Here is a 22,650-nt window from a genome sequence, read left to right as displayed (position 1 = left end):
CTCCGGTTTAGTAACTACGTTTAACTCCATAACTTAACTCCCACGAAAATTTCTCTTCCAGTGCGTCAACCACCTCGTCGGGTGTAGGAATAATACCTCCCATTCGTCCAAAATGATTCACACGTGCATTGCTTCCGGCCTCGTAAACCGACAGCTTAATGTCTTCCACCATTTGTCCGGCACTCATTTCAACCGAAAGGAAACCTTTGGCTTTTCGCGCCAGTTCCTGTATCGCTTTTTTAGGGAACGGGAACAAGGTAATCGGGCGAAGCAAGCCAACTTTTAAACCTTTTGCCCGGGCGATTTCCACTGCTTTCTGACAAACTCGCGCGGAAGTTCCAAATGCTACGATAACAAATTCTGCATCGTCGCATTGAATGGCTTCGTAGCGTACTTCCTCTTCTTCCATTTTTCGGTATTTTTCCTGGAAGCGTTTATTATTTTCTTCCATTATATCCGAATCCATTTCAAGCGAGGTAACAATATTCTTTTTGCGGCTTGCATGTTTTCCAACAGTTGCCCAATCGCCACTCATTTTTTCAATTTCTTCTTTTGTCCAGCGTTGCTTTTGGTCGGCCAACTCCACTTTTTCCATCATTTGACCAATGGCACCATCGGCTAAAATCATTGCCGGATTGCGATATTTAAAGGCCAATTCAAAACCAAGATCAACAAAATCATTCATTTCCTGAACCGATGCCGGTGCCAGCACAATCAATTTATAATCGCCGTGACCGCCACCTTTTACGCTCTGAAAATAGTCGGCCTGCGACGGTTGAATTGTACCCAGTCCCGGGCCGCCACGCTGTACATTTACTATTAAACAGGGCAGTTCAGCTCCGGCAACGTATGAGATTCCTTCGGCCATAAGGCTAATGCCCGGGCTCGATGATGAAGTCATTACCTTTTTACCGGTTGCAGCAGCACCGTACACCATGTTTATCGACGCAACTTCACTTTCGGCTTGTAATACTGTCATTCCGGTGTCATTCCAGGGCTGACGTGCCATAAGTGTTTCCATCACTTCCGACTGAGGAGTTATGGGATAGCCAAAATAACCATCGCATCCGCAGCGGATGGCAGCCTCGGCCAACACCTCATTACCTTTCATTAATCTTAATTCTCCCATATCTAATTTTTTAATTGTCGATTGATTGATTAATCCTTAATTTCTAAATTAATCCTTTACTAGCTTGCTTTTACACGATAAATCGTAATGCAGGTATCCGGGCAAACAACACCACAATTGGCGCATCCAATACAAGCATCAGGGTCTCTCATATACGAATAATGATAACCTTTGCTGTTTACCTCTTTGTGCAATGCCAATACATCGTGCGGACAAGCCTCCACGCATAGACTGCATCCTTTGCAGCCCTCCTTCTCAACAACAACTGCTCCTTTTACTTTTGCCATTTTTATCAATTTTCTTACAAAATTAATAATCCGAACAAGGTAAAAACCCTATAAAAATCAGCTTCTCAGACTTTTATATCCACTGGTTTGAGTTCTTAATTTTTAATGGATTTTTTCTTTCAGATTCGAATTTTATCACCGTAAATTATTTTGAGTTTCTACTCTGTTGACAAAACTATTTTTTACAACATAAAATGTGTGCAACTATTGTTGCTTTCTATTTAGGTATATTGAACAATATCTATGTTTTACACCAGCAATTGCAGTCATGCGGCACCACTACCGATAAAAATTATTTACTTTTGATGACATCAATACCATTTTAAATTTAAACCAATGAAAAAACTTTTGCTTTTTGCACTAATCCTGCCAATTTGGACATTAGCACAAAATAAACAAACTCCCCGCTCGGTAGTGAACCTAATGAAAGAGCATGTTACCTGCGATTGGGCTGAAACAACGGTTGACGTTTTTAAAACTGGCAATCCTGATACAGAAATAAAAGGAATTGCAGTGTGTATGTTTGCTGATATGAAGACTTTGCAGAAAGTAGTTGAAATGAATTGCAATTTTATAATTACCCACGAACCAATTTTCTATAACCACCTGGATGAAACCGATGCTTATGCAACCGATCCTGTTTATCATGAAAAGCGGGAATTTATAGAAAACAACAAGCTTGTGGTATTTCGATTTCACGATCATATTCATATGACAGAACCGGATGGCATATATGCAGGAATGATGAATAAACTCGGATGGAAGAATTATGAGGTAAACGATGCAGGAACACTATATAAAATGCCGGAGAAACAATTAGCGGACTTTGCGCGTGAATTAAAAGGCCAATTGGGGCTACAGACTGTTCGTGTGATTGGCAACCCCAAAATGAAATTTACAAAAGTGGGGCTTGCTGTTGGAGCCCCCGGTGGTGCTCGCCATATTCAAATGCTAAATATGCCCGAGGTTGAGGTGATGGTTGCCGGCGAAGCCAGCGAATGGGAAACCTACCTTTACGCCAATGATGCCACCACACTGGGAAAAAACAAAGCCGTTATTTTCGTTGGCCATATAAAATCGGAAGAAGCCGGTATGGAGTATTGTGCGGAATGGCTGAAAGGTTTTGTAAAAGACGTGCCAATTCATTTTATTCAGAATGAGGCTAATTTTGTAACCTTCTAATTCCTGAAAATAATTTCGAATTGAAATCACAATTCGACTTCGCTCAGTGTGACTATCTCATAAAGCACAAAAAAATCCGGGTAAAACCCGGATTTCTAATAGATATGGATAGATTAAAATGGTATACTCAACTATTCAAAATCACCTACATCAACATTAACGGCCTTGGTAATTTTACCAATATTCTCAGGATCGATAATTCCGCTGATGCTGATAAGGGCATTGTCGTTTCCTCCAACCACAAGAATTAAATCTGATATTTTTCCGTTTCCGGCATCGCGGGCAAGAAAACGAACTATTTCATCGTCTTCAGTTACTTCCATCAACACTTCAAAATCGTTGTTTTTGAAAAAACCATCAGCTTCCAGTTCTTTGTAAAAATCAAGCTTTTTATTCAACTCATCATCTTCAACCGCCAAAATGCGGACGCCGTTTAAACCTGATAATAAATCCTGGGTTTCTTTATCTCCCGTTTCAAGCTGAGCAGCAAACCCTAACAGTTTCCCTGAGATGTTTACTGTAGTCATTCCTTTTTGGTTGGCATATTTTTCAAAGAGCTTGTCAACCGGACTTTTCTGTGCAAGCACTGCCATGGGCAATACAACTGCTAAAATCAATAATAACTTCTTCATGATATTCGTTTTTTTAATTGTTTATACTTTTCTGTTTCCATCCAGAACGTGCAGAATGCGCGCCAACTGCATCGTTACTGAATGCTTTCTTCACTATTTCAAATCGAAGCTTTCCGCTAATTACAAGCTATCTAAATCCTGTAGCGGGCTACTTGCTTCTGTTGTTTCTATCTTTCTAATTCCTTCATAAAACTCCACAACTGGTTCCGTTGCTTTTTTTATTGGCTCATTTCCTTTTCTTAGTTTTTCGAAATCTGATAAGTGCGCCAATCCCTCGTTATACTTACTCCCGACAAACTGAAGTGTTTTGGCTGCATAAGCATAAGCTTCTTCTGGATTGTCGAATGTATCGTCATAAGGTTTTTGCTGCTCCTGGTAGAACAGGAAACCACCAAGAACGATGATTATTGATGCGGCAATTCCGGTTACCGTTTTCCACATGGTGAGGTATTTTGTTTTATCACGGTGCTCACTTTCAAGTATGTAGTCCATTACATCGTCTTCAATGGTCGCATCGTCTTCCACATTCGACAACTCTGCTATTCCTCCAAAAAATTCGGTGTACTCTGCCAACTCTTCAGCTACCTCTCCCGACTGAAAATAAGCATACAATTGTTGCTCTTCAGCCTCGGTAGTTTCGCCATCAAAGTAGCGTTGCAGTAATCGTAGTATTTCTTGTGTTTTCATCATTTCTGTTGATCTTTAAATATTCATCGCGCACTTTTTTTCGTGCTCTCGAAAGGTTTACCCTTATCGCATTTCGTTGAAGTCCGGTGGCTTCGGCAATTTCGTCGTACGAGAGTTGTTCAATATCTCGCATGTGCATTACATTTTGCTGTAACTCGGGCAGTTGCCCTATCAGCTTTTTTATTTGCATTGCCGATTCGCCTAACTCAACTTTTGAATGAACGTCTATCGTTTTCGCCTTTAATCTTCGGTCGATATCTTCATCAATCGGAACTGTTTTGTTTGCTCTTATCACATCGAGGCAACGGTTCCGTGTCATTCGCATGGCAAAAGCCTCAATGTTTTCTATTTCTTCAAGCGTTTCCTTTCGCTGCCACAATTTCAAGAACACATCCTGTACCACATCTCGCGCTTGCTCTTCGTCGTGTAAAAAGTGCGTTGCAAAGCGAAGCAACTTTTTACTAACCGGTAGTACACTTGTTTTAAAATCTTTGGCAACCATGTGCTCCTTTTTTGTTTTCGTTTTTGCTTGTTTTCAAAGTTAAGACGCAGGCGTTACAAAAGCATTACATCTCTTGCCTATTTTTTTGAAAGAAATGATTTCGATGAATAATCAACACCCCATCTGAGAATATATGGAACACAGAAGCTACGCTGTCAGGCTCCCCTTTTGAGGGGAGCTCCCGGTAGGGTGAGGGGTAAAGTAAATACAGGGTTACAATACCCTTTTGTCTATCGACATTTTCCCTTAAAAGGGAAAAATTTTAAAATGCGAAGACAGAGAAAGGAATGACTTTTCAAAACAAAAAAGGCCGCCACTGGCGACCTTTCTCTATATCATATTCGTTTAGAATAACTGCTTACAATAAACCACGTTTACGTAACAATGGCTCTTTCGATGGTTCTTGTCCGCGGAAATTACGGTAAATGGTCATCCCATCGTCCGATCCACATTTTTCAAGTAAAGTACGGAATTTCGCCGCGTACTCAGGATTGAAAATATCGCCGGTTTGTTTGAATGCATCAAAAGCATCAGAATCTAAAACTGCTGCCCAGATGTATACATAGTAACCTGCAGAATATCCGTCGCCCGAGAAAATGTGTGAGAAATAAGTACTGCGGTAACGAGGAATAAACTCTGGTATCAGACCAATAGCATCCATCGATTCTTTTTCAAAAGCATTTACATCAGCAATCGTTGGATTTTCGGTAGTATGGTAATCCATATCCAGCAACGACGCAGCCACATATTCACCGGTAATAAATCCCTGGTTGAAGGTTCCCGCCTTAATCAGTTTCGCCAGCAACTCATCAGGAATAGTTTCGCCTGTTTTATAATGTTTGGCGTATACTTTCATTACCTCAGGCTCGGCTGCCCAGTTTTCCATAATTTGCGATGGCAGCTCAACAAAGTCGCGTGGCACGCTACCAGCAGTTCTGTCGTATGGACCATCGGCAAATAAACCATGTAATGCATGGCCAAACTCGTGGAAGAAGGTACTAACCTCATCAAAACTCAACAATGCCGGACTGTCGCCAGCAGGACGAGTAAAGTTCATCACTATTGAACCAATACGTGAAACACGCTCTCCATCAACATAGGATGCAGGACGGAAACTGGTTGACCATGCTCCTACCCTTTTTCCATCGCGCGGATGGAAATCCATGTACAACACGCCAAGATGCGATCCATCGGCTTCCTGAACTTCATAAGCTTCTGCTTCTTCGTGGTAAACCGGAAGATCATCACGCTCGATAAATTTCAAACCGTAAAGCTGGTCGGCCACATAAAAGATTCCTTTTTTGGCATTTTCCAAACTGAAATATGGTTTTACTTCCGCCTCGTCCAAATCAAATTTTGCTTTACGCAGTTTTTCTGAATAATACCACCAGTCCCACGATTGCAGTTTAAAATCGCCACCTTCCTGATCGATGATCTTCTGCATGTCTTTCACATCCTGCTTAGCCATCAAAAGTGCAGGCTCCCACAATTCCATCAGGAAGTCGGTGATAGCCTCAGGTGTTTTGGCCATGTTTACATCTGCTTTGTAAGCAGCAAAATTCTCGTAACCCAATAATTTGGCTTTCTGATCGCGTAAAGGAACGATCTTTTTGATGATCTCTTTGTTGTCGTTCTCGTTGTTATTGTCGCCACGCATAAAATAAGCGCGGTAAATTTCTTCACGCAAATCGCGTTTTTCAGAGAAAGTTAGAAAAGGAATCCAGCTTGGTTTTGCCATTGTAAACACCCATTTCCCGGCTTCTCCGGCTTTTTCGGCAGCAGTGGCTGCACGTGCAATTACATCTTCAGGTAAACCGGCAAGATCTTCTTCATTATCAATAACCAGTTTAAAGTTCTTGTTGGTTTCAGCCAGCAGATTTTCGCCAAACTGCAGGTATAAATCCGAAAGTTCGATATTTATCTCCTTCATTTTTGCCTGGTCTTCATCCGAAAGATTGGCACCGCCACGAACAAAGTCTTCGTAATATTTTTCAACTACCCGCATTTGCTCCTGATCGAAATCCAGCTCATTGCGTTTATCGTAAACTGCTTTAATGCGCTCGAACAAGCCGGCATTCATTGCAATATTATTACGATGTGCAGTACGAAGTGGCGAAAGTTCGCGTGCTACAGCCTGCATCTCGTCGTTGGTATCAGCACTGCTAAGCGGGCCAAAAACACCATTCACTTTATTCAGTAAAGCCCCCGACTTGTCGAAAGCCAGAATTGTATTTTCGAAAGTTGGCGCTTCAGAATTATTAACAATAGCCTCAATTTCAGCCTCTTGTTGTTTAATTCCTTCTTTTACAGCGGGCACATAATGCTCTACTTTAATTTCATCAAACGGAGGAACACCAAATGGCGTGTTCCATTCTTTAAAAAACGGATTTTCCATGTTACTTGTACTTTCCTTTTTCTGAGTTTGGCACGATATGACCCCAACCCCCAGAATAAAAACAAAAAATAGCAGTCTCTTCATTTTCTAATTATTAGTGATTTTTGTAATAAGCTGCGCAAGATAATATTTTTAACTCCATCCATAAATGACAGAATTCAAGTTTTTTATGGTTTTGAATAGCTTTCACAGAAAATCGTCCATGAACTGAGCAGCCAGCTTTAATTCTTTGTGATTAGCAGAAACCTACTTATGTATATGTTATAAAAATCAGTACTTTTGTGCGATTCAAAAAAATTGACAGAAAAACCATTTTAAGATGAAGATTTCATATTCCTGGTTAAAAGATTACATTAAACTGGAGCAATCGCCCGAAGAGATTTGCGATATTTTAACGCAAACCGGTTTAGAAGTAGGCGGTTTAGAAGAGGTTGAAACAGTAAAAGGAGGTTTGGCAGGTTTGGTAATTGGTGAAGTTATTACCTGCGAGCAACACCCCAATTCGGACCATTTAAGCAAAACAACTGTAAATGTTGGCACCAATGAAGCTTTACCAATTGTTTGTGGTGCGCCAAATGTGGCAGCCGGACAAAAAGTTGTTGTGGCTACTGTTGGAACTACGCTTTATGATGGCGACCAGGAATTTAAAATTAAAAAATCGAAGATCCGTGGCGAAGTGTCGATGGGTATGATTTGTGCCGAAGATGAGATTGGACTGGGTACAGGGCACGACGGTATTATGGTACTTGATCCTCACGCCAAAGTGGGAATGCCGGCAAAAGATTATTTTAATGTTGAATCGGACTGGGTAATTGAAATCGATCTTACACCCAACCGTATCGACGGAGCTTCGCATATCGGAGCAGCACGCGATTTGGCAGCGTTCCTGAAAAAGACACAAGACATTAAATATACGAAACCATCGGTTGACGACTTTAAAGTTGACAACAACGATCTGGCAATTCCTGTTGAAGTTGAAAATACTGAAGCCTGCCCGCGTTATGCAGCGGTTACGATTTCAGGAATCGAGGTAAAAGAGTCGCCTGAATGGTTGCAAAACAGATTAAAAATGATTGGTCTTTCACCAATAAATAATATTGTTGACATTACCAATTTTGTGTTATTTGAAACCGGCCAACCTTTGCACGCTTTTGATGCTGATGAAATTACCGGTGGAAAAGTGATTGTAAAAACATTACCGGCCAAAACCAAGTTCACAACGCTTGATGAAGTGGAACGTGAACTGGACGAAAACGATTTGATGATTTGCAACACCGAAGAAGCCATGTGTATTGGTGGTGTTTTCGGAGGTATCGAATCAGGCATGAAAGAAACAAGCAAAAACGTGTTTTTGGAAAGCGCGTATTTCGATCCTGTTTATATTCGTAAAACAGCTCGTCGTCATGGTTTAAATACTGATGCATCGTTCCGTTTTGAGCGTGGTGTTGACCCAAACGGACAAATCTATGCGCTTAAACGTGCCGCATTATTGATTAAAGAAATTGCCGGAGGAACGATCTCTTCTGACATTATTGATATTTATCCGGAGCCGATTGAAGATTTTAAAGTGAGTGTTTCGTTTGCAAACATCACCCGTTTAATCGGTAAAGATCTTGGTGCTGATGCCGTAAAAAGTATCCTGGAATCGCTGGAAATAAAAATTGAAAGCGAGAACGAAACAGGTTTGGAATTACTGGTTCCGGCTTACCGTGTTGATGTAAAACGTGAAGCCGATGTAATTGAGGAAATCCTTAGAATTTACGGTTACAACAACATTGAAATTCCCACCCAGGTAAAATCTTCGTTGCAAACTGCTGATAAACCAAATCCTGACAGTGTTAAAAACCTGGTGGCAGAAATGCTGACTTCTCAAGGTTTTAACGAAATCTGGTCGAACTCGTTAACAAAATCGAGCTACTACGAAGGATTAAAAGAATACAAAGATGAGCAAAGTGTAAAAATGCTCAATCCGCTAAGTGCCGATTTAAATGGCATGCGCCAGACTTTGTTGTTCGGAGGATTGGAATGTATTGCCTACAATGCCAACCGTCAGAATAAAAACCTGAAAGTTTATGAATTTGGGAACACCTACTTTTATAAAGGAACGCAGTTAAAAGATCAGCCGGCTAATAATTACTGGGAAGAAAGTCATTTGGGACTATTTGTGACCGGTAACAAAGAAGAAGAAAGCTGGACGATGAAAGAAGAAGCTGCTTCGTTCTACGGCTTAAAAACATATGCTGAAAATATTCTGAAACGACTTGGTCTTTCCATAGATAAAATGCAGATTGACGAATGTGAGGACGAGTTATTCTGTGAAGCGCTGGCTTATACACTCAATAATAAAGTTGTACTGAAATTAGGTGTTGTTGCCGGAAAATGGTTGAAGAAATTTGAAATTGAAAACCCGGTGTATTACGCCGACTTTAATTGGGACAGTGTTTTCAAAGCACATAAAAAGCATAAAGTATTGTTTGACGAACTTCCTAAATTCCCGGCAGTTCGTCGCGACCTTGCCTTGTTACTTGACAAGCCGGTTAAGTTTAGCCAGTTAAAAGAAGCTGCCTTTAAAATGGAACGCCAGCTATTGCGCGAAGTCGACTTGTTTGATGTGTACGAAGGTAAAGGTGTACCTGATGGTAAAAAATCATATGCTGTAAGTTTCATCCTGCGCGATGACAACAAAACGCTAAAAGACAAGCAGATTGACAAGAGCATGCAAAAGTTAATAAAAGCTTTTGAGCGGGATTTTGGAGCAGAATTAAGATAAAAATCACAACATAAAAACAAACAAACATCCCGGAAATATTTCCGGGATATTTGTTTCGAGTAATCAAGTAGTATGCAAAACTACAGAAAAGGCATCATTTACGCAGCTATAACAGCTTTCCTTTGGGGCTTTTTAGCCATTGCCTTAAAAGTTGCCGTGCGTAAAGTCGATCCGATTACCGTGGTTTGGATGCGCTTTGTGGTGGCTTTTATTATTCTGGCCACTTGGCAGGCTTTTAAAACGCCGCAATCATTCAAGATTCTAGTAAAGCCGCCTATACTTTTAATCCTTGCTGCGCTGGCCCTTTCATGGAATTACATGGGTTATATGTTGGGAATCCACCATACAACACCAAGCAATGCCCAGCTTTTTATTCAAACCGGACCGCTTATTTTAGCTATCGCCGGCTTTCTCATTTTTAAGGAAAAACTACTCCGCAATCAGATCATTGGATTTTCCATCGCAATACTTGGTTTTTCTTTTTTCTACCGCGATCAGTTACAGGCTTTTTTCGAAACCGCCGGTACATACAAGCTGGGTATCCTGTTAACGATTTCGGGTGCTGTTGCCTGGTCGGTTTATGCCATTATACAAAAGAAACTGGTTCGTAATCATTCAGTCGATAGTTTAAACCTGATGTTGTTTGGATTACCTGCCATATTGTACCTGCCGTTTATTGAGTTTCAACCACTGCTTGAATTACACTGGACCTGGTGGTTGCTTCTGCTATTTTTGGGTGCCAACACATTTGTTGCCTATACCTGCATCGGAAATGCTTTAAAATATATTGAAGCCAATAAAGTCAGTATAATCATTATTCTCAATCCGATGATTACTTTTATTACTATGGGAATATTAACCGAGCTTAATGTTTCGTGGGTGGAACACGAGCGGTTTTCAATGGTTACCATTGCTGGCGCACTACTTGTTTTTATTGGTGCTGTTCTGGTTGCCCGCAAAAATAAATCGCGGTAATTTTTCTTCTACAATTTTATCTCCCGCCTTAACATCATTATTTTATATGTTGTTTATTTGAATTCTGTAACTAATTCCTCCATTTCCGTATATGTTAAAACATAAAGGAGCTGCAACAACCTGTTTAGCATTGCGCTGGGATATAATTTTCAACAAGGACAAGGATGAACTATAGATCGAATAGTATTCTGACACACATCCCTCAAAACCGAGATGGAGAAAGCATTTTGAAACAAGCCTTGTTTTTTGCTAATGCATTAAACATGCGCATTTTTCTCCTCGACGTTTTAAAAACAGGGCCGGCGTTTCTTCACAATCCAAAATCAAAACGGAACCAAATTCGTCACCAGGAAGCCCTAAACAAGTTTACAGAGTTTGTAAATAAAAGTCTTGGTGTCGACATTCCGGATAACATAATACTAAGAATCGGATGGGGAAAGATAATCAACACGCTGATTGCCGAATCAGAACGCGGTGGATACGACTTTGTAATGATAGATAAAAGTGAACATGCTAACAACGAGCATCTTTCACGAGCCGACATTAGTCGCTATGTAGGCAAATCGTATTGTCCGGTGCTCTCGGTTAACAAAGAATATCCGATAACAGAAATTAAAAGTATAGTAGTACCGATCGACATTATTCAAGGCACAAAAAAAAGGCTGTACTGGGTTACTTTTTTCGCAAGACGGTTGAAAGCAAAAATTCACATTGTTTCCGCTCTCCACATCGATATTGAAGAAACCAAAAGCCTGGCGTACAAAAATGCCGGAAAGATTAAACAGATGCTTGAAAAAAGGGGTGTTGAGTGCGTGGTTAAAATTGTTAAAATACACGATCAGGAAAAACATACTGCAGTACTCAACTACACTGAAGAGGTGAACGCCGGAATGATAATTATTCGAACCCACCAGGAATCAAGATTCACCGGTAAAAAAATCGGAAAATTTGTTTCAGAGATTGTACACGGTTGTAAAAAGCCGGTTTTTACCGTTGGTGGTGTAACGCAAAAATATGATTTGGATGACATATAAAACTGCTAAACCCAAAATTAGGACTGACCATATTTAAGAAATAACGCAAAATATTTATAACGAAGATATTACAACAGCCGAAAGCAATGCCGAGATAATGATTGTTGAAGCGAAAGAAAAAGTAGAAGCCATTAGTCTGTCGGTAAAAAAAAAGCCGCGTTGGGTGAGAACTATGGAAAACAAATAAAATGAATCATTAAGTATGATAATATTATGGAAAATCAATTAGTTACAATTCTTAGAATTTCGACACCGCAGTTGGGATCTTTTGTAAAAGACAAGCTGGAGCAGCAGGGAATTGAAGTATTTTTTACCGACGAGGGACTGACGTCTGATGAGCGATATAATCCCGATGAAGTACTATTGAAGGTGAAAGCCCGGCAATCGGAAAAAGCAATTGCTGAACTTTTGCAGCTACACAAAGAGTACGATCTCGACAAGGTAAAAGATGATGCAAGCTTTACCAATATGAAAAAGATTCTCTTTCCTGTAAAACTTAGTGAAGACTGCATGAATCTGTGCCAATATGCCATTAGACTGGCTATAAAAGAAAATGCCGAGATCAAGGTTCTATACGTTTATCCTGACCCGAATTTCAACCACCCAAGTCGTTATACGGCTTCCTGGGAAAAATATGTCAGGATGGAGCTAAGAGAAGCGCACGAAAAAGCAGAACAGAAACTGGTAAATTTCAGCAAAGAACTAAAAAAACAAGTTCCTCCTGAGCTTTTTAACGCCGTAAAAATACACTATCGAATGCTAAAAGGAACGCCTGAGAATGTTATTACCGCAGCCTGCAAACGCTATAATCCTGATCTAATTTTAATGGGAACCAAAGCAAAGAAAAGTGTCGATGGCGAGTTCCTTGGAAAAACGCTTATAAATGTAATTGAACAAACACATCACTCCGTTTTGGCAGTTCCGTTATCAGCGGTTTTTAAAGGAAAAGAACAGATAAATGTAATGTACTCAACTGATTTTTACGATGCTGATAAATCGTCACTCAATAAGTTACTAAAGACTCTGAAGCCTTTCAAGAAAAAAATCTATTGCGTCCATTTTGATATGAATAATGCTCAAAAGCAACAGGAAAAAGTGAACGAATTAAATGCAATGCTTGATAAAGATTACAGCGAATACCACATCAGAAGCGAATTTTTCGAAAGCAAGGACCTCATAAAAGGAATCGAAGAATTTGTGGCAAACAAAGACATCGACATTATTTCGCTGTCTAAAGTAAAACATTCAGGATTTTACAAACTGTTCCACACCGACCTGGTATCAACACTTATGGCTAAAACAAATGTTCCTATCCTGATATTTCCGGTATCTCAAGAGAAGGAAATGCCACAGTTGGCGCACTAATTTTTTTCTCATTAACAGTCAGAGAGATTCTCACTAAAAGGCATAAAAAAAGGGAACAACTTTTCAGTTATTCCCTTTGGTGGGAAGAGCAGGATTCGAACCTACGAAGGCTGAGCCAACAGATTTACAGTCTGCCCCGTTTGACCGCTTCGGTATCTTCCCAAAGTATTTTATATGAGCCGAATCCCAGATTCGAACTGGGGACCCCGAGATTACAAATCACGTGCTCTGGCCAACTGAGCTAATTCGGCTTATTGTATCAATATTTTTTTTTGAACGTTGCTGTTTCAAATCAGCGGCTGCAAAGGAAAGAATTATTTTTTAATTCTACAATACCTTTTTTAAACTTTTTCACCACTTTTTTCTGAACGCTTTTTCTTTTCTAAAAAAGTGGGTAAGCTACCTGTGTCGCACCGCTACAACCGCCTACCCTTGCTGCCTTCCGACCCTGGGGGGATTCAGCAGGAGCTGGTCGCACAGGACTTACCCGGCGACAAAAGTAGAAAATTTTGTTCTTCCGCCAAACAAAATTTACACATAGCGTAATTTTAAAAGCTTTGCGAATACATATCAGATTGAAAATGAAACATAAACACATGTAAATTTTTAAGTAAAATTTGTAAAATCACATAAATTTGTTCAGGCTTGTATCCAGATACTACTATCAATACATGGATTTAAGCTATTGCTACAAAAAATCATTTATATTTGTCAAACCTATAATTAAAACAAACATCATGGAACAAAAATCTTCTACTCTTTTAAAATCATCGTTAACGTATGGTATTTACGCAGCTTTAATTTCTATTTTTCTTAGTGTCGTTATCTGGGCCGGTGGCCTTATGGAATCAATGGGGATGTTTGGTTCAGTAATTATCGCCATTTCATCACTGGTAATATCATTTGTTGTGCTGTTAATCTTCACAAAGAATTACAGAAACAAAGAATTTGGAGGTTACATTAGTTTTGTTGAAGCTTTTAAGTTTGCGATGCTGGTAATAATAGTATCAACGGTAATCTTGCTGATTTATAATTTCATTTTCCACAGCTTTATTGCTCCCGATTACATGGAAAACCTTATGGCTACAATGCAGCAAAAAACCCTGGCATTTATGGAAAGCAATGGCGTTCCTGATGCAAATATCGACCAGGCAATGGAACAATTTGAAGAGGTGCCTACAATAGCAAAAACACTACAACAAACAGCAATGTCAGGGCTGATTGGCGGAATCATAATTTCGCTTATAGTTGCAGCAATTGCAAAAAAGAAAGTTGAAGATTCTTATTAATAATTTACAAAGGCGATTTTAATGGATATTTCCGTAGTTATTCCCCTGTTTAATGAAGAGGAGTCGCTTCCCGAGCTGGCGGCGTGGATAAAAAAAGTGATGGAGAAAAATAATTTCTCGTATGAAATTATGATGATTGATGATGGAAGCCACGACAATTCATGGAAAGTGGTAGAGCAACTTCAAAAAGAAAATTCGAGCATTAAAGGAATTAAATTCAGGCGAAATTACGGAAAATCTGCTGCATTATATTGCGGTTTTGAGGCTGTTCAGGGCGATGTAGTTATTACCATGGATGCCGATCTTCAGGATAGTCCCGATGAAATTCCGGAGTTATTCCGGATGATAAAAGAAGACGGTTTCGACTTGGTTTCGGGCTGGAAAAAGAAACGTTTCGACCCGGTTCTCACCAAAAACATACCCAGCAAATTATACAACTGGACAGTTCGCCGAATGAGTGGAATTAAGTTGCACGACATGAACTGTGGCTTGAAAGCTTATCGTAAAAATGTAATAAAAAGCATTGAAGTTTACGGCGAAATGCACCGCTACATTCCGGTACTTGCAAAATGGGCCGGTTACAATAACATTGGCGAAAAAGTAGTTGTACATGCCGAACGCAAATACGGAGTTACTAAATTTGGCCTCGAGCGTTTTGTTCGTGGTCCGCTCGATTTACTTTCGGTAATGTTTATTTCGCGCTTTGTGAAACGCCCCATGCATTTTTTTGGCATTTTGGGGGCACTCATCTTTTTTGTTGGATTTGCAGCGGCAGCTTACCTCGGCGTTGAAAAAATCATTCAGCTGAATCAGGGTATTACCGGTCATTTAATTACTGATAGCCCGTATTTCTATATTGCATTAACATCAATGATTATTGGTGGACAATTTTTTCTGGCAGGATTCCTTGGCGAACTGGTTTCGAGAAGTGCAAGCGAGCGTAACAAATATCAAATTGATATAAAGACATTTGAATAAAGCCTTATTATTTCATGGAGCAAAAAGAAATCCGATTTCGCAAACAACGCGACCTGGGTGTTATCATTTCCGATTCATTCGATTTTTTAAAACAAGAATCACAAGCGTTGTTGCGAATGATAGGTATTTATGTGCTGCCTTTTATTGTTTTATATGCCGGTGCACAGGTATATTTTCAACGTAATGTGTTAAGTCAGTTCGATCTTTCCAATCCCGAAAGTCTTATGGCCGACATCGGGCCTTTCTACCTCAATCTGTTTATGTTTATGTTTTTTGGTCTGTTTGTGCAGTCGCTACTTGTTGGCACCTACTACAGCTATCTTGAGGCTTACATAAAACACGGAAAAGGAAATTTTAAACTGGCTGATATTAGTCCGAATTTTTTTTCGAATAGTTTCCTGGCGCTTGGGGCTAACCTCATCTTTGTAATTATCGTATTTTTTGGTGCCATGATGTTTATTGTGCCCGGATTGTATTTTGCCAACACCCTGTCACTAATCGTATTCATACTTATTTTCGAAAAGAAAGGAATTGGCGATGCGATGAGTCGCTCGTGGAAACTGGTAAATTCAAGTTGGTGGAATACACTTTTGCTCAACCTTATTGCCTTAATTATTGTATACGTAGTTGGCCTTGTTCTTTCTATTCCATCAATGATAATGGGCATTTCATCAACTATTTTTTCTTCCGAGATGACCAATCCCACTGATTATCCAAATTGGTTTTGGGTGCTTAATGGTATTTCTTCGGTTGTTACCACCACCCTCCTAATTATTCCATTTACATTTCAGGCCTTTCAGTATTTCAATCTATCCGAGCGCAATGATCCAACAACAACACCTACTCAGCAAAAATAAAGAACTGTTAATCTGCATGTTGTAAAATTTCCGAAAAATTTTTCATCAATTAGTTGGCATCCATTTAATCATTTTGGGCTTTGAACGGTTTAATTGGATAGATTTGCACCACATTTTTTGATACATGCGCAAAACGCAAAATAAAAACACAGCAGCAAAACAACGCGGAGGCTTGTTTCGTGTACTTGGCCCCTACAAACTACTTGTCGCAGGCTTAACTTTAATGGCATTAGCAGGGAGTGGTATTAACCTTTTTATTCCGCGTATTATAGCACGTGCTATTGATGCTTTTACGGCTAACGAATTCGATGCACGAAATATTATTACAGAGTTTATGGTGGCTGCATTCGGCATATTCCTTTTTACTTTTCTTCAGGGAGTAGTACAAACACTTACCGCCGAAAAAGTGGCCAAAGATTTGCGCAACAAACTGGCCAAAAAAATTTCACAGCAAAGCTATCTCTTTGTCCTAAAAGCAAACCCTTCGAAACTCCTTACCAACCTTACCTCTGATATGGATTCAGTAAAGATGTTTGTCTCGCAAGCTTTTGTATCCATTATTTCGTCGTTGTTTGTTATCATCGGGGTGGCTGTTTTGCTTATTTCCATCAACTGGAAGCTGGCACTGGCGGTGCTCACGATAGTGCCCATTTTGTCGGTGGCATTTTATATTGTATTCAAAAAAGTAAAAGTTCTTTTTAAGAAAAGTCGCGAATTAATTGATGCCCTTAACCGTGTTATAAACGAAAGTATTTTAGGATCGGCACTTATCAGAGTATTAAACGCACATCAACCCGAAATTCTGAAGTTTGTAGAAAAAAACGTTGAGTCGCGTGATCTGGGACTTTCCATTGTTCGCCTTTTTTCCGTGCTTATTCCCATAGTAACTTTTGTTGCCAACTTCGCCATCGTAATCATTCTGGCATTGGGTGGTCATTATGTGGTTATGGGGTCGCTTTCACTTGGTAATTTTGCTGCATTTAACAGCTATGTGATGATGCTAATTTTTCCGGTTATGATGATTGGATTTATGAGCAATATTATCGCCTCGGCAACGGCTTCACACAGCAGAATAAGACAAGTACTGGATGCAAAATTGCCTGTCGACCGAGGAACGGTAGCATCCGGAATTGCAGGAAATATAAAGCTCGAAAAAGTAAACCTTAGTTACGATAAAAAACCGGTGCTAAAGAATATTTCATTCGATATAAAAGCCGGAAGTAAAACAGCGATTATCGGACCAACAGCTGCCGGAAAAAGTCAGTTACTCTATTTGCTTACCAATCTTATTCCTCCTGAATCAGGAGAGGTTACCATCGACAATGTTCAGGCAAATGACTATACCAGCGAAGTACTGAACCGGCAGGTTGGCTTTGTTTTTCAGGACAATGTAATTTTCAACATGAGCCTTCGGGAAAACGTGGCTTTTAACGACAAGGTTTCTGAAGAAGACCTGCAAAAGGCAGTAGCAACAGCCGAACTTTCTGAATTCACCAATACCCTGCCACAAAAGCTCGATACCATAGCATCGGAGCGGGGAACCAGTTTGTCGGGCGGACAAAAACAGCGTATTATGCTGGCGCGTGCTTTAGCACTGAATCCAAAAATACTCCTGCTCGATGATTTCACATCGCGTGTCGATCGTAAAACCGAGGATAAAATACTTGCCAATATTCATAAAAACTATCCCGACCTAACGCTGGTTTCAGTAACGCAGAAAATTGCGCCGGTAAAAGATTTTGATCAGATTATTCTGCTGATGGAAGGCGAAATAGTTGCAACAGGAAGTCATGACTACTTGAAAGAACACTCGCCCGAATACATTCAGATTTATAATTCACAAAAAAGCACAAACCACTATGAATTATAATCTGGATAAAAAATCGAAAAATGCAGTAAAGAAACTCCCTTTACTGGCATCGTTAAAAAAACTGGTTGCAATTATTAGTGGCGAACGACGTAACCTGATAATAGCTTTTGCAGCAATTTCGTTGAATGCAGGATTAAGTTTAGCGGGAGCATATGTTATTGGATATACAATCGACAATTACGTGCAAACCAAAGATTACAATGGAGTGCTGCTTTTTGCCGGAATTTTACTGGCCATGTACATACTGGCTTTCTTCGTAAATTACGCGCAAATGATTATGATGGGCGGCATCGGACAGCGAATGTTGTATAGTCTTCGCAACTCAGTATTTAACAAATTACAGGAATTACCGCTCGATTTTTTCAACCAAAACAAGTCGGGCGATCTCATTTCACGCATCAATAACGACACACAAAAAGTAAATGAATTCTTCTCGCAATCGCTGATGCGTTTTATTGGCGGAATAATTACCATGACCGGAGCGGGAATTCTGCTATTGGCGATCAATCTACCACTGGGATTGGCAGCACTCTCTCCTGCCCTTTTCCTGTTGATATTTACCAAACTTATTTCGCCGTGGATTCGTCGTAAAAACGAGGCCAGCCTTGAAAGCCTGGGTAATTTATCGGCCGAAATACAGGAAAGTCTGGCCAACTTTAAAGTGGTAGTGGCTTTTAACCGTCGCGATTATTTCCGTAAACGGTTTATGAAAGTGAACCAGGAAAACTACAGACGCTCGGTTTATGCCGGTATTGCCAACAATGTACTCAACCCGGTTTATACTTTTGCTGCTAATGTAGGACAATTGATTGTTCTAGCTTTAGGAATTTGGCTCATTATTCAGGGGAATTTTAGCGTTGGTTTGCTGATTAGTTTTATTGCCTACGTTGCCAACTTTTACAATCCCTTACGACAGCTAGCCATACTTTGGGCCAACTTTCAACAAGCCCTGGCAGCATGGGACAGAATCTCCTATTTGCTCTCATTGGAAAGCAACCTGAACATAAACCACGACAAAGAAACACATGCAAGTTCATCGCTTGTGCATTTTAAAGATGTTTCGTTTAGCTACCCAAACGGAAAAGAAGTGTTGCACAAAGTAAGCTTTAACCTGGAGCGTGGAAAAACCTATGCTTTTATCGGGCCAACCGGTGGTGGAAAAACAACCACTGCCTCATTGATTGCCCGCTTATACGATGCCACAAAAGGGACGCTGCTGCTTGATGGCCGCGATATAAAATCGTACAAAGCAAGTGAAAGAGCTGATAAAATAGGAGTCATTTTGCAGGAGCCAATTCTCTTCACGGGAAACGTAAGGGAAAATATTCTTTATGGAAATGAAGCATTAAAATCGATGAGCAATGACGAGCTCGAACAATTGATGGAACAAGCCGGGCTGGGAAGTTTATTGCAACGTTTCGACCGTGGACTGGAAACGCCAATTCAAATGACCGGTGATGGAATAAGCCTGGGGCAAAAACAGCTGATTGCTTTTATGCGGGCCATTTTGCGCAAACCCGAGCTGCTAATTCTTGATGAAGCCACTGCCAATATCGATACCGTTACCGAACAACAACTGGAAACGATCATTAGCAATTTGCCCGAATCGACGACAAAAGTTATTATCGCTCACCGCTTAAATACCATCGAGAATGCCGACGAGATCTTTTTTGTAAATTCAGGAGAAATTACTGCTGCCGGCTCTTTCAACGAAGCCCTTAATTTACTGATGCAGGGCACAATGGATAGTTAGTTTTTGTTTTCGGAGAAAATTGATTGGTATACCATTTTTTCATCTCGGCGAGGAATCGTATTTTACGGAAAATTTTAACGATGCGAATTTCATTTTTATTCCTGTTTCTTCTTTTTACCCTCGGGTCGGTAGCACAAGGCAGCAGTGTAAAAATTGCTTTATTGAAATACAACGGCGGCGGCGACTGGTATTCCGATCCTACTGCCCTGCCCAACCTCATCGAGTTTTGTAACGAAAATCTGAAAACCAATATAAACCCCGAACCTTCGACTATTGAAATTGGCAGCCCCGAGTTATTTAATTTCCCGTTTGTGCATTTAACCGGTCACGGAAACATCATATTATCTGAAAACGACGCGATGAATTTACGCGTTTACCTTGAAGGCGGTGGTTTTTTACACATCGACGATAATTACGGATTGGACGAATACATCCGCCGCGAAATGAAAAAGGTTTTTCCCGACCAGGAATTTGTAGAGCTGCCTCCATCGCACGATATCTACCATCAGAAATACGATTTTAACGAAGGCATTCCGAAAATACACGAGCACGACAATAAACAACCACAGGCTTTTGGGTTATTTGTCGACGACAGGCTGGTTTGCTTTTACACATTCGAAACCGACCTTGGCGATGGCTGGGAAGATATTGACGTACACAACGACCCGGAAGATCTGCGCCAAAAAGCGCTAAAAATGGGCGCCAACATTATCGCATACGTATTCCAACAATAATTAATTTTACAAATTATCAGTTTTACAAATTCTCAATTCAACAATTTAATACATGAAAGTAGTAGCCTTTAACGGAAGCCCGAGACGCAACGGAAACACATCTATTTTAATTGAAGAAACATTTAAGATCTTTCAATCAGAAGGAATAGAAACCGAAGTCGTTCAGCTGGGGAATAAACCGGTTCACGGTTGTACAGCTTGTGGTAAATGTCGCGAAATTCAGGACCGGAAATGCCACATTAAAAACGATCTGTTGAATATTTGCATCGAGAAAATGATTGAAGCCGATGGTATTATTTTGGGTACTCCCGTTTACTTTGCCGACGTTAGCACCGAGATAAAAGCCTTAATAGATGTGGCCGGTTATGTTACACGCGGCAACGGTCATTTGCTAAAACGAAAAGTTGGTGCCGGCGTAATTTCAGTGCGCCGAGGTGGTGCCTTACCTACTTTCGATACCATGAATCGCTTTTTTCTGATTAACCAGATGATTGTTCCCGGCTCAAGTTACTGGAACTTTGCTTTTGGTAAAAATCAGGGCGATGTACTCCAGGACGAAGAAGGCATTAACACTATTCGAACGCTGGCGGAGAATATGAGTTGGTTAATGAAGAAGTTGCAAGCAGATTGAAGGATTTGAGGGTTTGAAATTTTGAATGCCTGAATGCTTGAATTGAAGGCGAAGCAAAAGATTTATGAAAAGTTTAAAGAATGAAATAATAGCCAGAATTTGTTACACCGATCTTGTTTATGACAGAATTAATAAAAAACTAAATAGCGAACTCTCTAACGACAAAATTGAAGAAATAATTGGCTCAGTTATAAACGAAACAGAAGAATCCGATTTTCAACAAAAAGGTAAAAATGTCTACATAACAAATAAGGCACGTAATATTAGACTAACAATTAATAGCAACACTTTTAGAATAATTACGGCTGACAGATTAAAATAGAATACCTCATACTGCCACACTCATCTTTAATCTTTACTCGCTTCCTTTTGCCTTGAATTTAAGAAACTGCCAATTGAGACTGTAAACCGAGACTGTCCAATGCTACTTTGCCAACTGCCGATTCACTGTAAAACCTGCGACTTGTAACTTGCAAGTTTCTACTTTTACCTTTTGCCTTAAAACCTACTCCTCCTTCTTAGCCTCTTCCCAAATCTCATCCATTTCGGCAAGCCTCATATCGTGCAGGCTTTTTCCCTGCATAAGGGTTTTACTTTCGAGGTAATTAAAGCGTTTTATAAATTTTATATTGGTACGCTCCAGTGCTGCCTCCGGATCGATGTCGTACAAACGCGCAGCATTTACAACGGCAAAAAGCAGATCACCAAACTCGGCCTCCATTTTATCTTTGTCGGCTTTGTTGATCTCAACACTTAACTCGTCAACCTCTTCTTTAACTTTATCCCAAACCTGTTCTTTGTATTCCCAGTCGAAACCCACGCCTCTCACTTTTTCCTGAATACGGTTGGCTTTTACTAGTGCAGGCATGGCAGCAGGCACACCTTCTAAAACACGTTTATTGCCACCTTTTTCTTTCAGTTTTAAGGCTTCCCAGTTTTCAGCAACTTTATCTGCCGAGCCTTCAACATCCACATCGCCAAAAATATGCGGATGACGATAAATCAGCTTTTCGTTTATTCCTTCCAGCACATCGCCAATATCGAAAGCTCCTTTTTCATCACCTATTTTGGCGTAAAAAACAATATGCAATAGTATGTCGCCCAACTCTTTTTTTATCTCCTGTAAATCGTTTTGTAAAATGGCATCTCCCAATTCGTAGGTTTCTTCAATGGTTAGTTTGCGTAACGATTCCAGCGTTTGTTTTTTATCCCACGGACATTTCTCGCGCAATTCGTCCATTATATCCAGCAAGCGTTTAAACTCTTCTACTTTTTTTTGCATAAATTCTGAACCTTTTATTTTTTGGGTGTATACCCTTTCGTAAAGGTATAATTAAGAATAAACATGGAAATTTTTTACCGTAAAAAATATCTTCTCCTCGCATTAGTTATAATCTTATTAATAATGGGCTTCGGATTAATGTCAGGCCCGAAAGCTGTTGAGGGCGAATTTAACGACGCTATTTTTAGTTTTCGTAGAATTACACTTGCACCAATAATCATTTTGGCAGCCTACGGATCAATGATTTTTCTTATTTTTAAACGCAAGTGATTTTAAAGAAGAAAAATATCTCCCGGTT

General features: G+C 40.0%; 21 protein-coding genes, 2 tRNA genes and 1 other RNA gene. 14 read left to right on the top strand and 10 right to left on the bottom strand.

All coding sequences use genetic code 11. From position 1 onward, the window contains the following. Positions 1–7 precede the first annotated feature (7 nt). Complete coding sequence (locus tag G0Q07_RS08425; RefSeq protein ID WP_163345670.1) at positions 8–1,129, bottom strand: 3-methyl-2-oxobutanoate dehydrogenase subunit VorB; 1,122 nt, start codon at positions 1,127–1,129, stop codon at positions 8–10. A gap of 59 nt (positions 1,130–1,188) precedes the next feature. Further along, a complete protein-coding gene (locus tag G0Q07_RS08420; RefSeq protein WP_163345669.1) occupies positions 1,189–1,416 on the bottom strand; it encodes a 4Fe-4S dicluster domain-containing protein in 228 nt (75 codons plus the stop codon). A 336-nt stretch (positions 1,417–1,752) separates the two neighbouring features. Between G0Q07_RS08420 and G0Q07_RS08415 the strand changes: the two genes are divergently transcribed. After that, positions 1,753–2,598, top strand: coding sequence for a Nif3-like dinuclear metal center hexameric protein (locus G0Q07_RS08415; protein ID WP_163345668.1), 846 nt, complete (start codon positions 1,753–1,755; stop codon positions 2,596–2,598). Positions 2,599–2,729: 131 nt separating this feature from the next. On the opposite strand, the gene G0Q07_RS08410 is transcribed toward G0Q07_RS08415, so the two are convergent. The 4 genes from G0Q07_RS08410 to G0Q07_RS08395 form a co-directional block, all read right to left on the bottom strand. Then, positions 2,730–3,230, bottom strand: a complete 501-nt coding sequence (locus G0Q07_RS08410; RefSeq protein WP_163345667.1) for a DUF4252 domain-containing protein — start codon at positions 3,228–3,230, stop codon at positions 2,730–2,732. Positions 3,231–3,350: 120 nt separating this feature from the next. Further along, positions 3,351–3,920 carry an anti-sigma factor gene (locus G0Q07_RS08405; RefSeq protein ID WP_163345666.1) on the bottom strand — a complete coding sequence of 190 codons (570 nt, stop codon included), beginning with the start codon at positions 3,918–3,920 and terminating at the stop codon, positions 3,351–3,353. Next, positions 3,874–4,419, bottom strand: a complete 546-nt coding sequence (locus tag G0Q07_RS08400) for an RNA polymerase sigma factor (protein WP_163345665.1) — start codon at positions 4,417–4,419, stop codon at positions 3,874–3,876. Before G0Q07_RS08400 ends, G0Q07_RS08405 begins: the two co-directional genes overlap by 47 nt. Before the next feature lie 358 nt (positions 4,420–4,777). Further along, on the bottom strand, positions 4,778–6,898 hold the full coding sequence (locus G0Q07_RS08395; protein WP_163345664.1) for a M3 family metallopeptidase: 2,121 nt from the start codon (positions 6,896–6,898) through the stop codon (positions 4,778–4,780). A gap of 235 nt (positions 6,899–7,133) precedes the next feature. On the opposite strand from G0Q07_RS08395, the gene pheT reads away from it, so the two are divergent. The 4 genes from pheT (at position 7,134) to G0Q07_RS08375 (ending at position 12,958) form a co-directional block, all read left to right on the top strand. Further along, entirely contained in the window at positions 7,134–9,584 is a 2,451-nt protein-coding gene (pheT, locus tag G0Q07_RS08390) for a phenylalanine--tRNA ligase subunit beta (protein WP_163345663.1), read from the top strand. Between the two features lie 72 nt (positions 9,585–9,656). Next, positions 9,657–10,559 (top strand): DMT family transporter, encoded by a 903-nt coding sequence (locus tag G0Q07_RS08385; RefSeq protein ID WP_163345662.1) that lies wholly within the window; start codon positions 9,657–9,659, stop codon positions 10,557–10,559. A 164-nt stretch (positions 10,560–10,723) separates the two neighbouring features. Then, positions 10,724–11,593, top strand: coding sequence for a universal stress protein (locus tag G0Q07_RS08380; RefSeq protein WP_163345661.1), 870 nt, complete (start codon positions 10,724–10,726; stop codon positions 11,591–11,593). 213 nt (positions 11,594–11,806) lie between these two features. After that, complete coding sequence (locus G0Q07_RS08375) at positions 11,807–12,958, top strand: universal stress protein (RefSeq protein ID WP_163345660.1); 1,152 nt, start codon at positions 11,807–11,809, stop codon at positions 12,956–12,958. A 77-nt stretch (positions 12,959–13,035) separates the two neighbouring features. Here G0Q07_RS08375 and G0Q07_RS08370 read toward each other — a convergent pair. From G0Q07_RS08370 to ffs, 3 genes are all read right to left on the bottom strand, one after another. After that, positions 13,036–13,120, bottom strand: a tRNA-Tyr gene (locus G0Q07_RS08370). Positions 13,121–13,135: 15 nt separating this feature from the next. Continuing rightward, positions 13,136–13,209, bottom strand: a tRNA-Thr gene (locus tag G0Q07_RS08365). Positions 13,210–13,347: 138 nt separating this feature from the next. After that, positions 13,348–13,447: signal recognition particle sRNA small type (gene ffs, locus G0Q07_RS08360), an RNA gene on the bottom strand. A gap of 248 nt (positions 13,448–13,695) precedes the next feature. Between ffs and G0Q07_RS08355 the strand changes: the two genes are divergently transcribed. The 8 genes from G0Q07_RS08355 to G0Q07_RS08320 all read left to right on the top strand — a co-directional run bounded on the left by G0Q07_RS08355 (position 13,696) and on the right by G0Q07_RS08320 (position 21,392). Then, positions 13,696–14,247 (top strand): DUF4199 domain-containing protein, encoded by a 552-nt coding sequence (locus G0Q07_RS08355; protein ID WP_163345659.1) that lies wholly within the window; start codon positions 13,696–13,698, stop codon positions 14,245–14,247. A gap of 21 nt (positions 14,248–14,268) precedes the next feature. Then, positions 14,269–15,225: a glycosyltransferase family 2 protein gene (locus G0Q07_RS08350; RefSeq protein WP_163345658.1), complete on the top strand. Its 957-nt coding sequence runs from the start codon at positions 14,269–14,271 to the stop codon at positions 15,223–15,225. A 14-nt stretch (positions 15,226–15,239) separates the two neighbouring features. Further along, on the top strand, positions 15,240–16,082 hold the full coding sequence (locus tag G0Q07_RS08345) for a hypothetical protein (protein WP_163345657.1): 843 nt from the start codon (positions 15,240–15,242) through the stop codon (positions 16,080–16,082). A gap of 124 nt (positions 16,083–16,206) precedes the next feature. After that, positions 16,207–17,952, top strand: coding sequence for an ABC transporter ATP-binding protein (locus G0Q07_RS08340; RefSeq protein WP_163345656.1), 1,746 nt, complete (start codon positions 16,207–16,209; stop codon positions 17,950–17,952). Beyond that, positions 17,942–19,705: an ABC transporter ATP-binding protein gene (locus G0Q07_RS08335; protein WP_163345655.1), complete on the top strand. Its 1,764-nt coding sequence runs from the start codon at positions 17,942–17,944 to the stop codon at positions 19,703–19,705. The genes G0Q07_RS08340 and G0Q07_RS08335 overlap by 11 nt, the downstream gene beginning before the upstream one ends. An 80-nt stretch (positions 19,706–19,785) precedes the next feature. Next, positions 19,786–20,439: a DUF4159 domain-containing protein gene (locus tag G0Q07_RS08330; protein WP_163345654.1), complete on the top strand. Its 654-nt coding sequence runs from the start codon at positions 19,786–19,788 to the stop codon at positions 20,437–20,439. Between the two features lie 52 nt (positions 20,440–20,491). Next, the gene (locus G0Q07_RS08325) at positions 20,492–21,070 is read left to right on the top strand and encodes a flavodoxin family protein (RefSeq protein WP_163345653.1); all 579 of its coding nucleotides are present in this window, start codon (positions 20,492–20,494) and stop codon (positions 21,068–21,070) included. 64 nt (positions 21,071–21,134) lie between these two features. Next, complete coding sequence (locus tag G0Q07_RS08320) at positions 21,135–21,392, top strand: DUF3781 domain-containing protein (protein WP_163345652.1); 258 nt, start codon at positions 21,135–21,137, stop codon at positions 21,390–21,392. Between the two features lie 183 nt (positions 21,393–21,575). Here the strand turns inward: G0Q07_RS08320 and mazG are convergent, their stop codons facing one another. After that, the gene (mazG, locus tag G0Q07_RS08315) at positions 21,576–22,352 is read right to left on the bottom strand and encodes a nucleoside triphosphate pyrophosphohydrolase (protein ID WP_163345651.1); all 777 of its coding nucleotides are present in this window, start codon (positions 22,350–22,352) and stop codon (positions 21,576–21,578) included. Between the two features lie 63 nt (positions 22,353–22,415). Here mazG and G0Q07_RS21255 point away from each other — a divergent pair, with 63 nt between their 5' ends. Further along, the gene (locus G0Q07_RS21255; protein WP_163345650.1) at positions 22,416–22,622 is read left to right on the top strand and encodes a DUF3098 domain-containing protein; all 207 of its coding nucleotides are present in this window, start codon (positions 22,416–22,418) and stop codon (positions 22,620–22,622) included. The last annotated feature ends 28 nt before the right edge of the window (positions 22,623–22,650 follow it).

The sequence above is a fragment of the Draconibacterium halophilum genome (assembly GCF_010448835.1).
Lineage (GTDB): Bacteria > Bacteroidota > Bacteroidia > Bacteroidales > Prolixibacteraceae > Draconibacterium > Draconibacterium halophilum.
The sequence above is the reverse complement of the archived record's forward strand: the minus strand, read 5'-3'. Positions and strand labels throughout refer to the sequence as shown.

Coding starts and splice junctions, on each gene's coding strand:
- G0Q07_RS08345 (WP_163345657.1), top strand. CDS start 15,240: ATGGAGCAAAAAGAAATCCGATTTCGCAAACAACGCGACCTGGGTGTT.
- G0Q07_RS08400 (WP_163345665.1), bottom strand. CDS start 4,419: ATGGTTGCCAAAGATTTTAAAACAAGTGTACTACCGGTTAGTAAAAAG.
- G0Q07_RS08320 (WP_163345652.1), top strand. CDS start 21,135: ATGAAAAGTTTAAAGAATGAAATAATAGCCAGAATTTGTTACACCGAT.
- G0Q07_RS08410 (WP_163345667.1), bottom strand. CDS start 3,230: ATGAAGAAGTTATTATTGATTTTAGCAGTTGTATTGCCCATGGCAGTG.
- G0Q07_RS08425 (WP_163345670.1), bottom strand. CDS start 1,129: ATGGGAGAATTAAGATTAATGAAAGGTAATGAGGTGTTGGCCGAGGCT.
- G0Q07_RS08375 (WP_163345660.1), top strand. CDS start 11,807: ATGGAAAATCAATTAGTTACAATTCTTAGAATTTCGACACCGCAGTTG.
- G0Q07_RS08380 (WP_163345661.1), top strand. CDS start 10,724: ATGAACTATAGATCGAATAGTATTCTGACACACATCCCTCAAAACCGA.
- G0Q07_RS08330 (WP_163345654.1), top strand. CDS start 19,786: ATGCGAATTTCATTTTTATTCCTGTTTCTTCTTTTTACCCTCGGGTCG.
- G0Q07_RS08355 (WP_163345659.1), top strand. CDS start 13,696: ATGGAACAAAAATCTTCTACTCTTTTAAAATCATCGTTAACGTATGGT.
- G0Q07_RS08385 (WP_163345662.1), top strand. CDS start 9,657: ATGCAAAACTACAGAAAAGGCATCATTTACGCAGCTATAACAGCTTTC.
- G0Q07_RS21255 (WP_163345650.1), top strand. CDS start 22,416: ATGGAAATTTTTTACCGTAAAAAATATCTTCTCCTCGCATTAGTTATA.
- G0Q07_RS08415 (WP_163345668.1), top strand. CDS start 1,753: ATGAAAAAACTTTTGCTTTTTGCACTAATCCTGCCAATTTGGACATTA.
- pheT (WP_163345663.1), top strand. CDS start 7,134: ATGAAGATTTCATATTCCTGGTTAAAAGATTACATTAAACTGGAGCAA.
- mazG (WP_163345651.1), bottom strand. CDS start 22,352: ATGCAAAAAAAAGTAGAAGAGTTTAAACGCTTGCTGGATATAATGGAC.
- G0Q07_RS08325 (WP_163345653.1), top strand. CDS start 20,492: ATGAAAGTAGTAGCCTTTAACGGAAGCCCGAGACGCAACGGAAACACA.
- G0Q07_RS08420 (WP_163345669.1), bottom strand. CDS start 1,416: ATGGCAAAAGTAAAAGGAGCAGTTGTTGTTGAGAAGGAGGGCTGCAAA.
- G0Q07_RS08335 (WP_163345655.1), top strand. CDS start 17,942: ATGAATTATAATCTGGATAAAAAATCGAAAAATGCAGTAAAGAAACTC.
- G0Q07_RS08340 (WP_163345656.1), top strand. CDS start 16,207: ATGCGCAAAACGCAAAATAAAAACACAGCAGCAAAACAACGCGGAGGC.
- G0Q07_RS08405 (WP_163345666.1), bottom strand. CDS start 3,920: ATGATGAAAACACAAGAAATACTACGATTACTGCAACGCTACTTTGAT.
- G0Q07_RS08395 (WP_163345664.1), bottom strand. CDS start 6,898: ATGAAGAGACTGCTATTTTTTGTTTTTATTCTGGGGGTTGGGGTCATA.
- G0Q07_RS08350 (WP_163345658.1), top strand. CDS start 14,269: ATGGATATTTCCGTAGTTATTCCCCTGTTTAATGAAGAGGAGTCGCTT.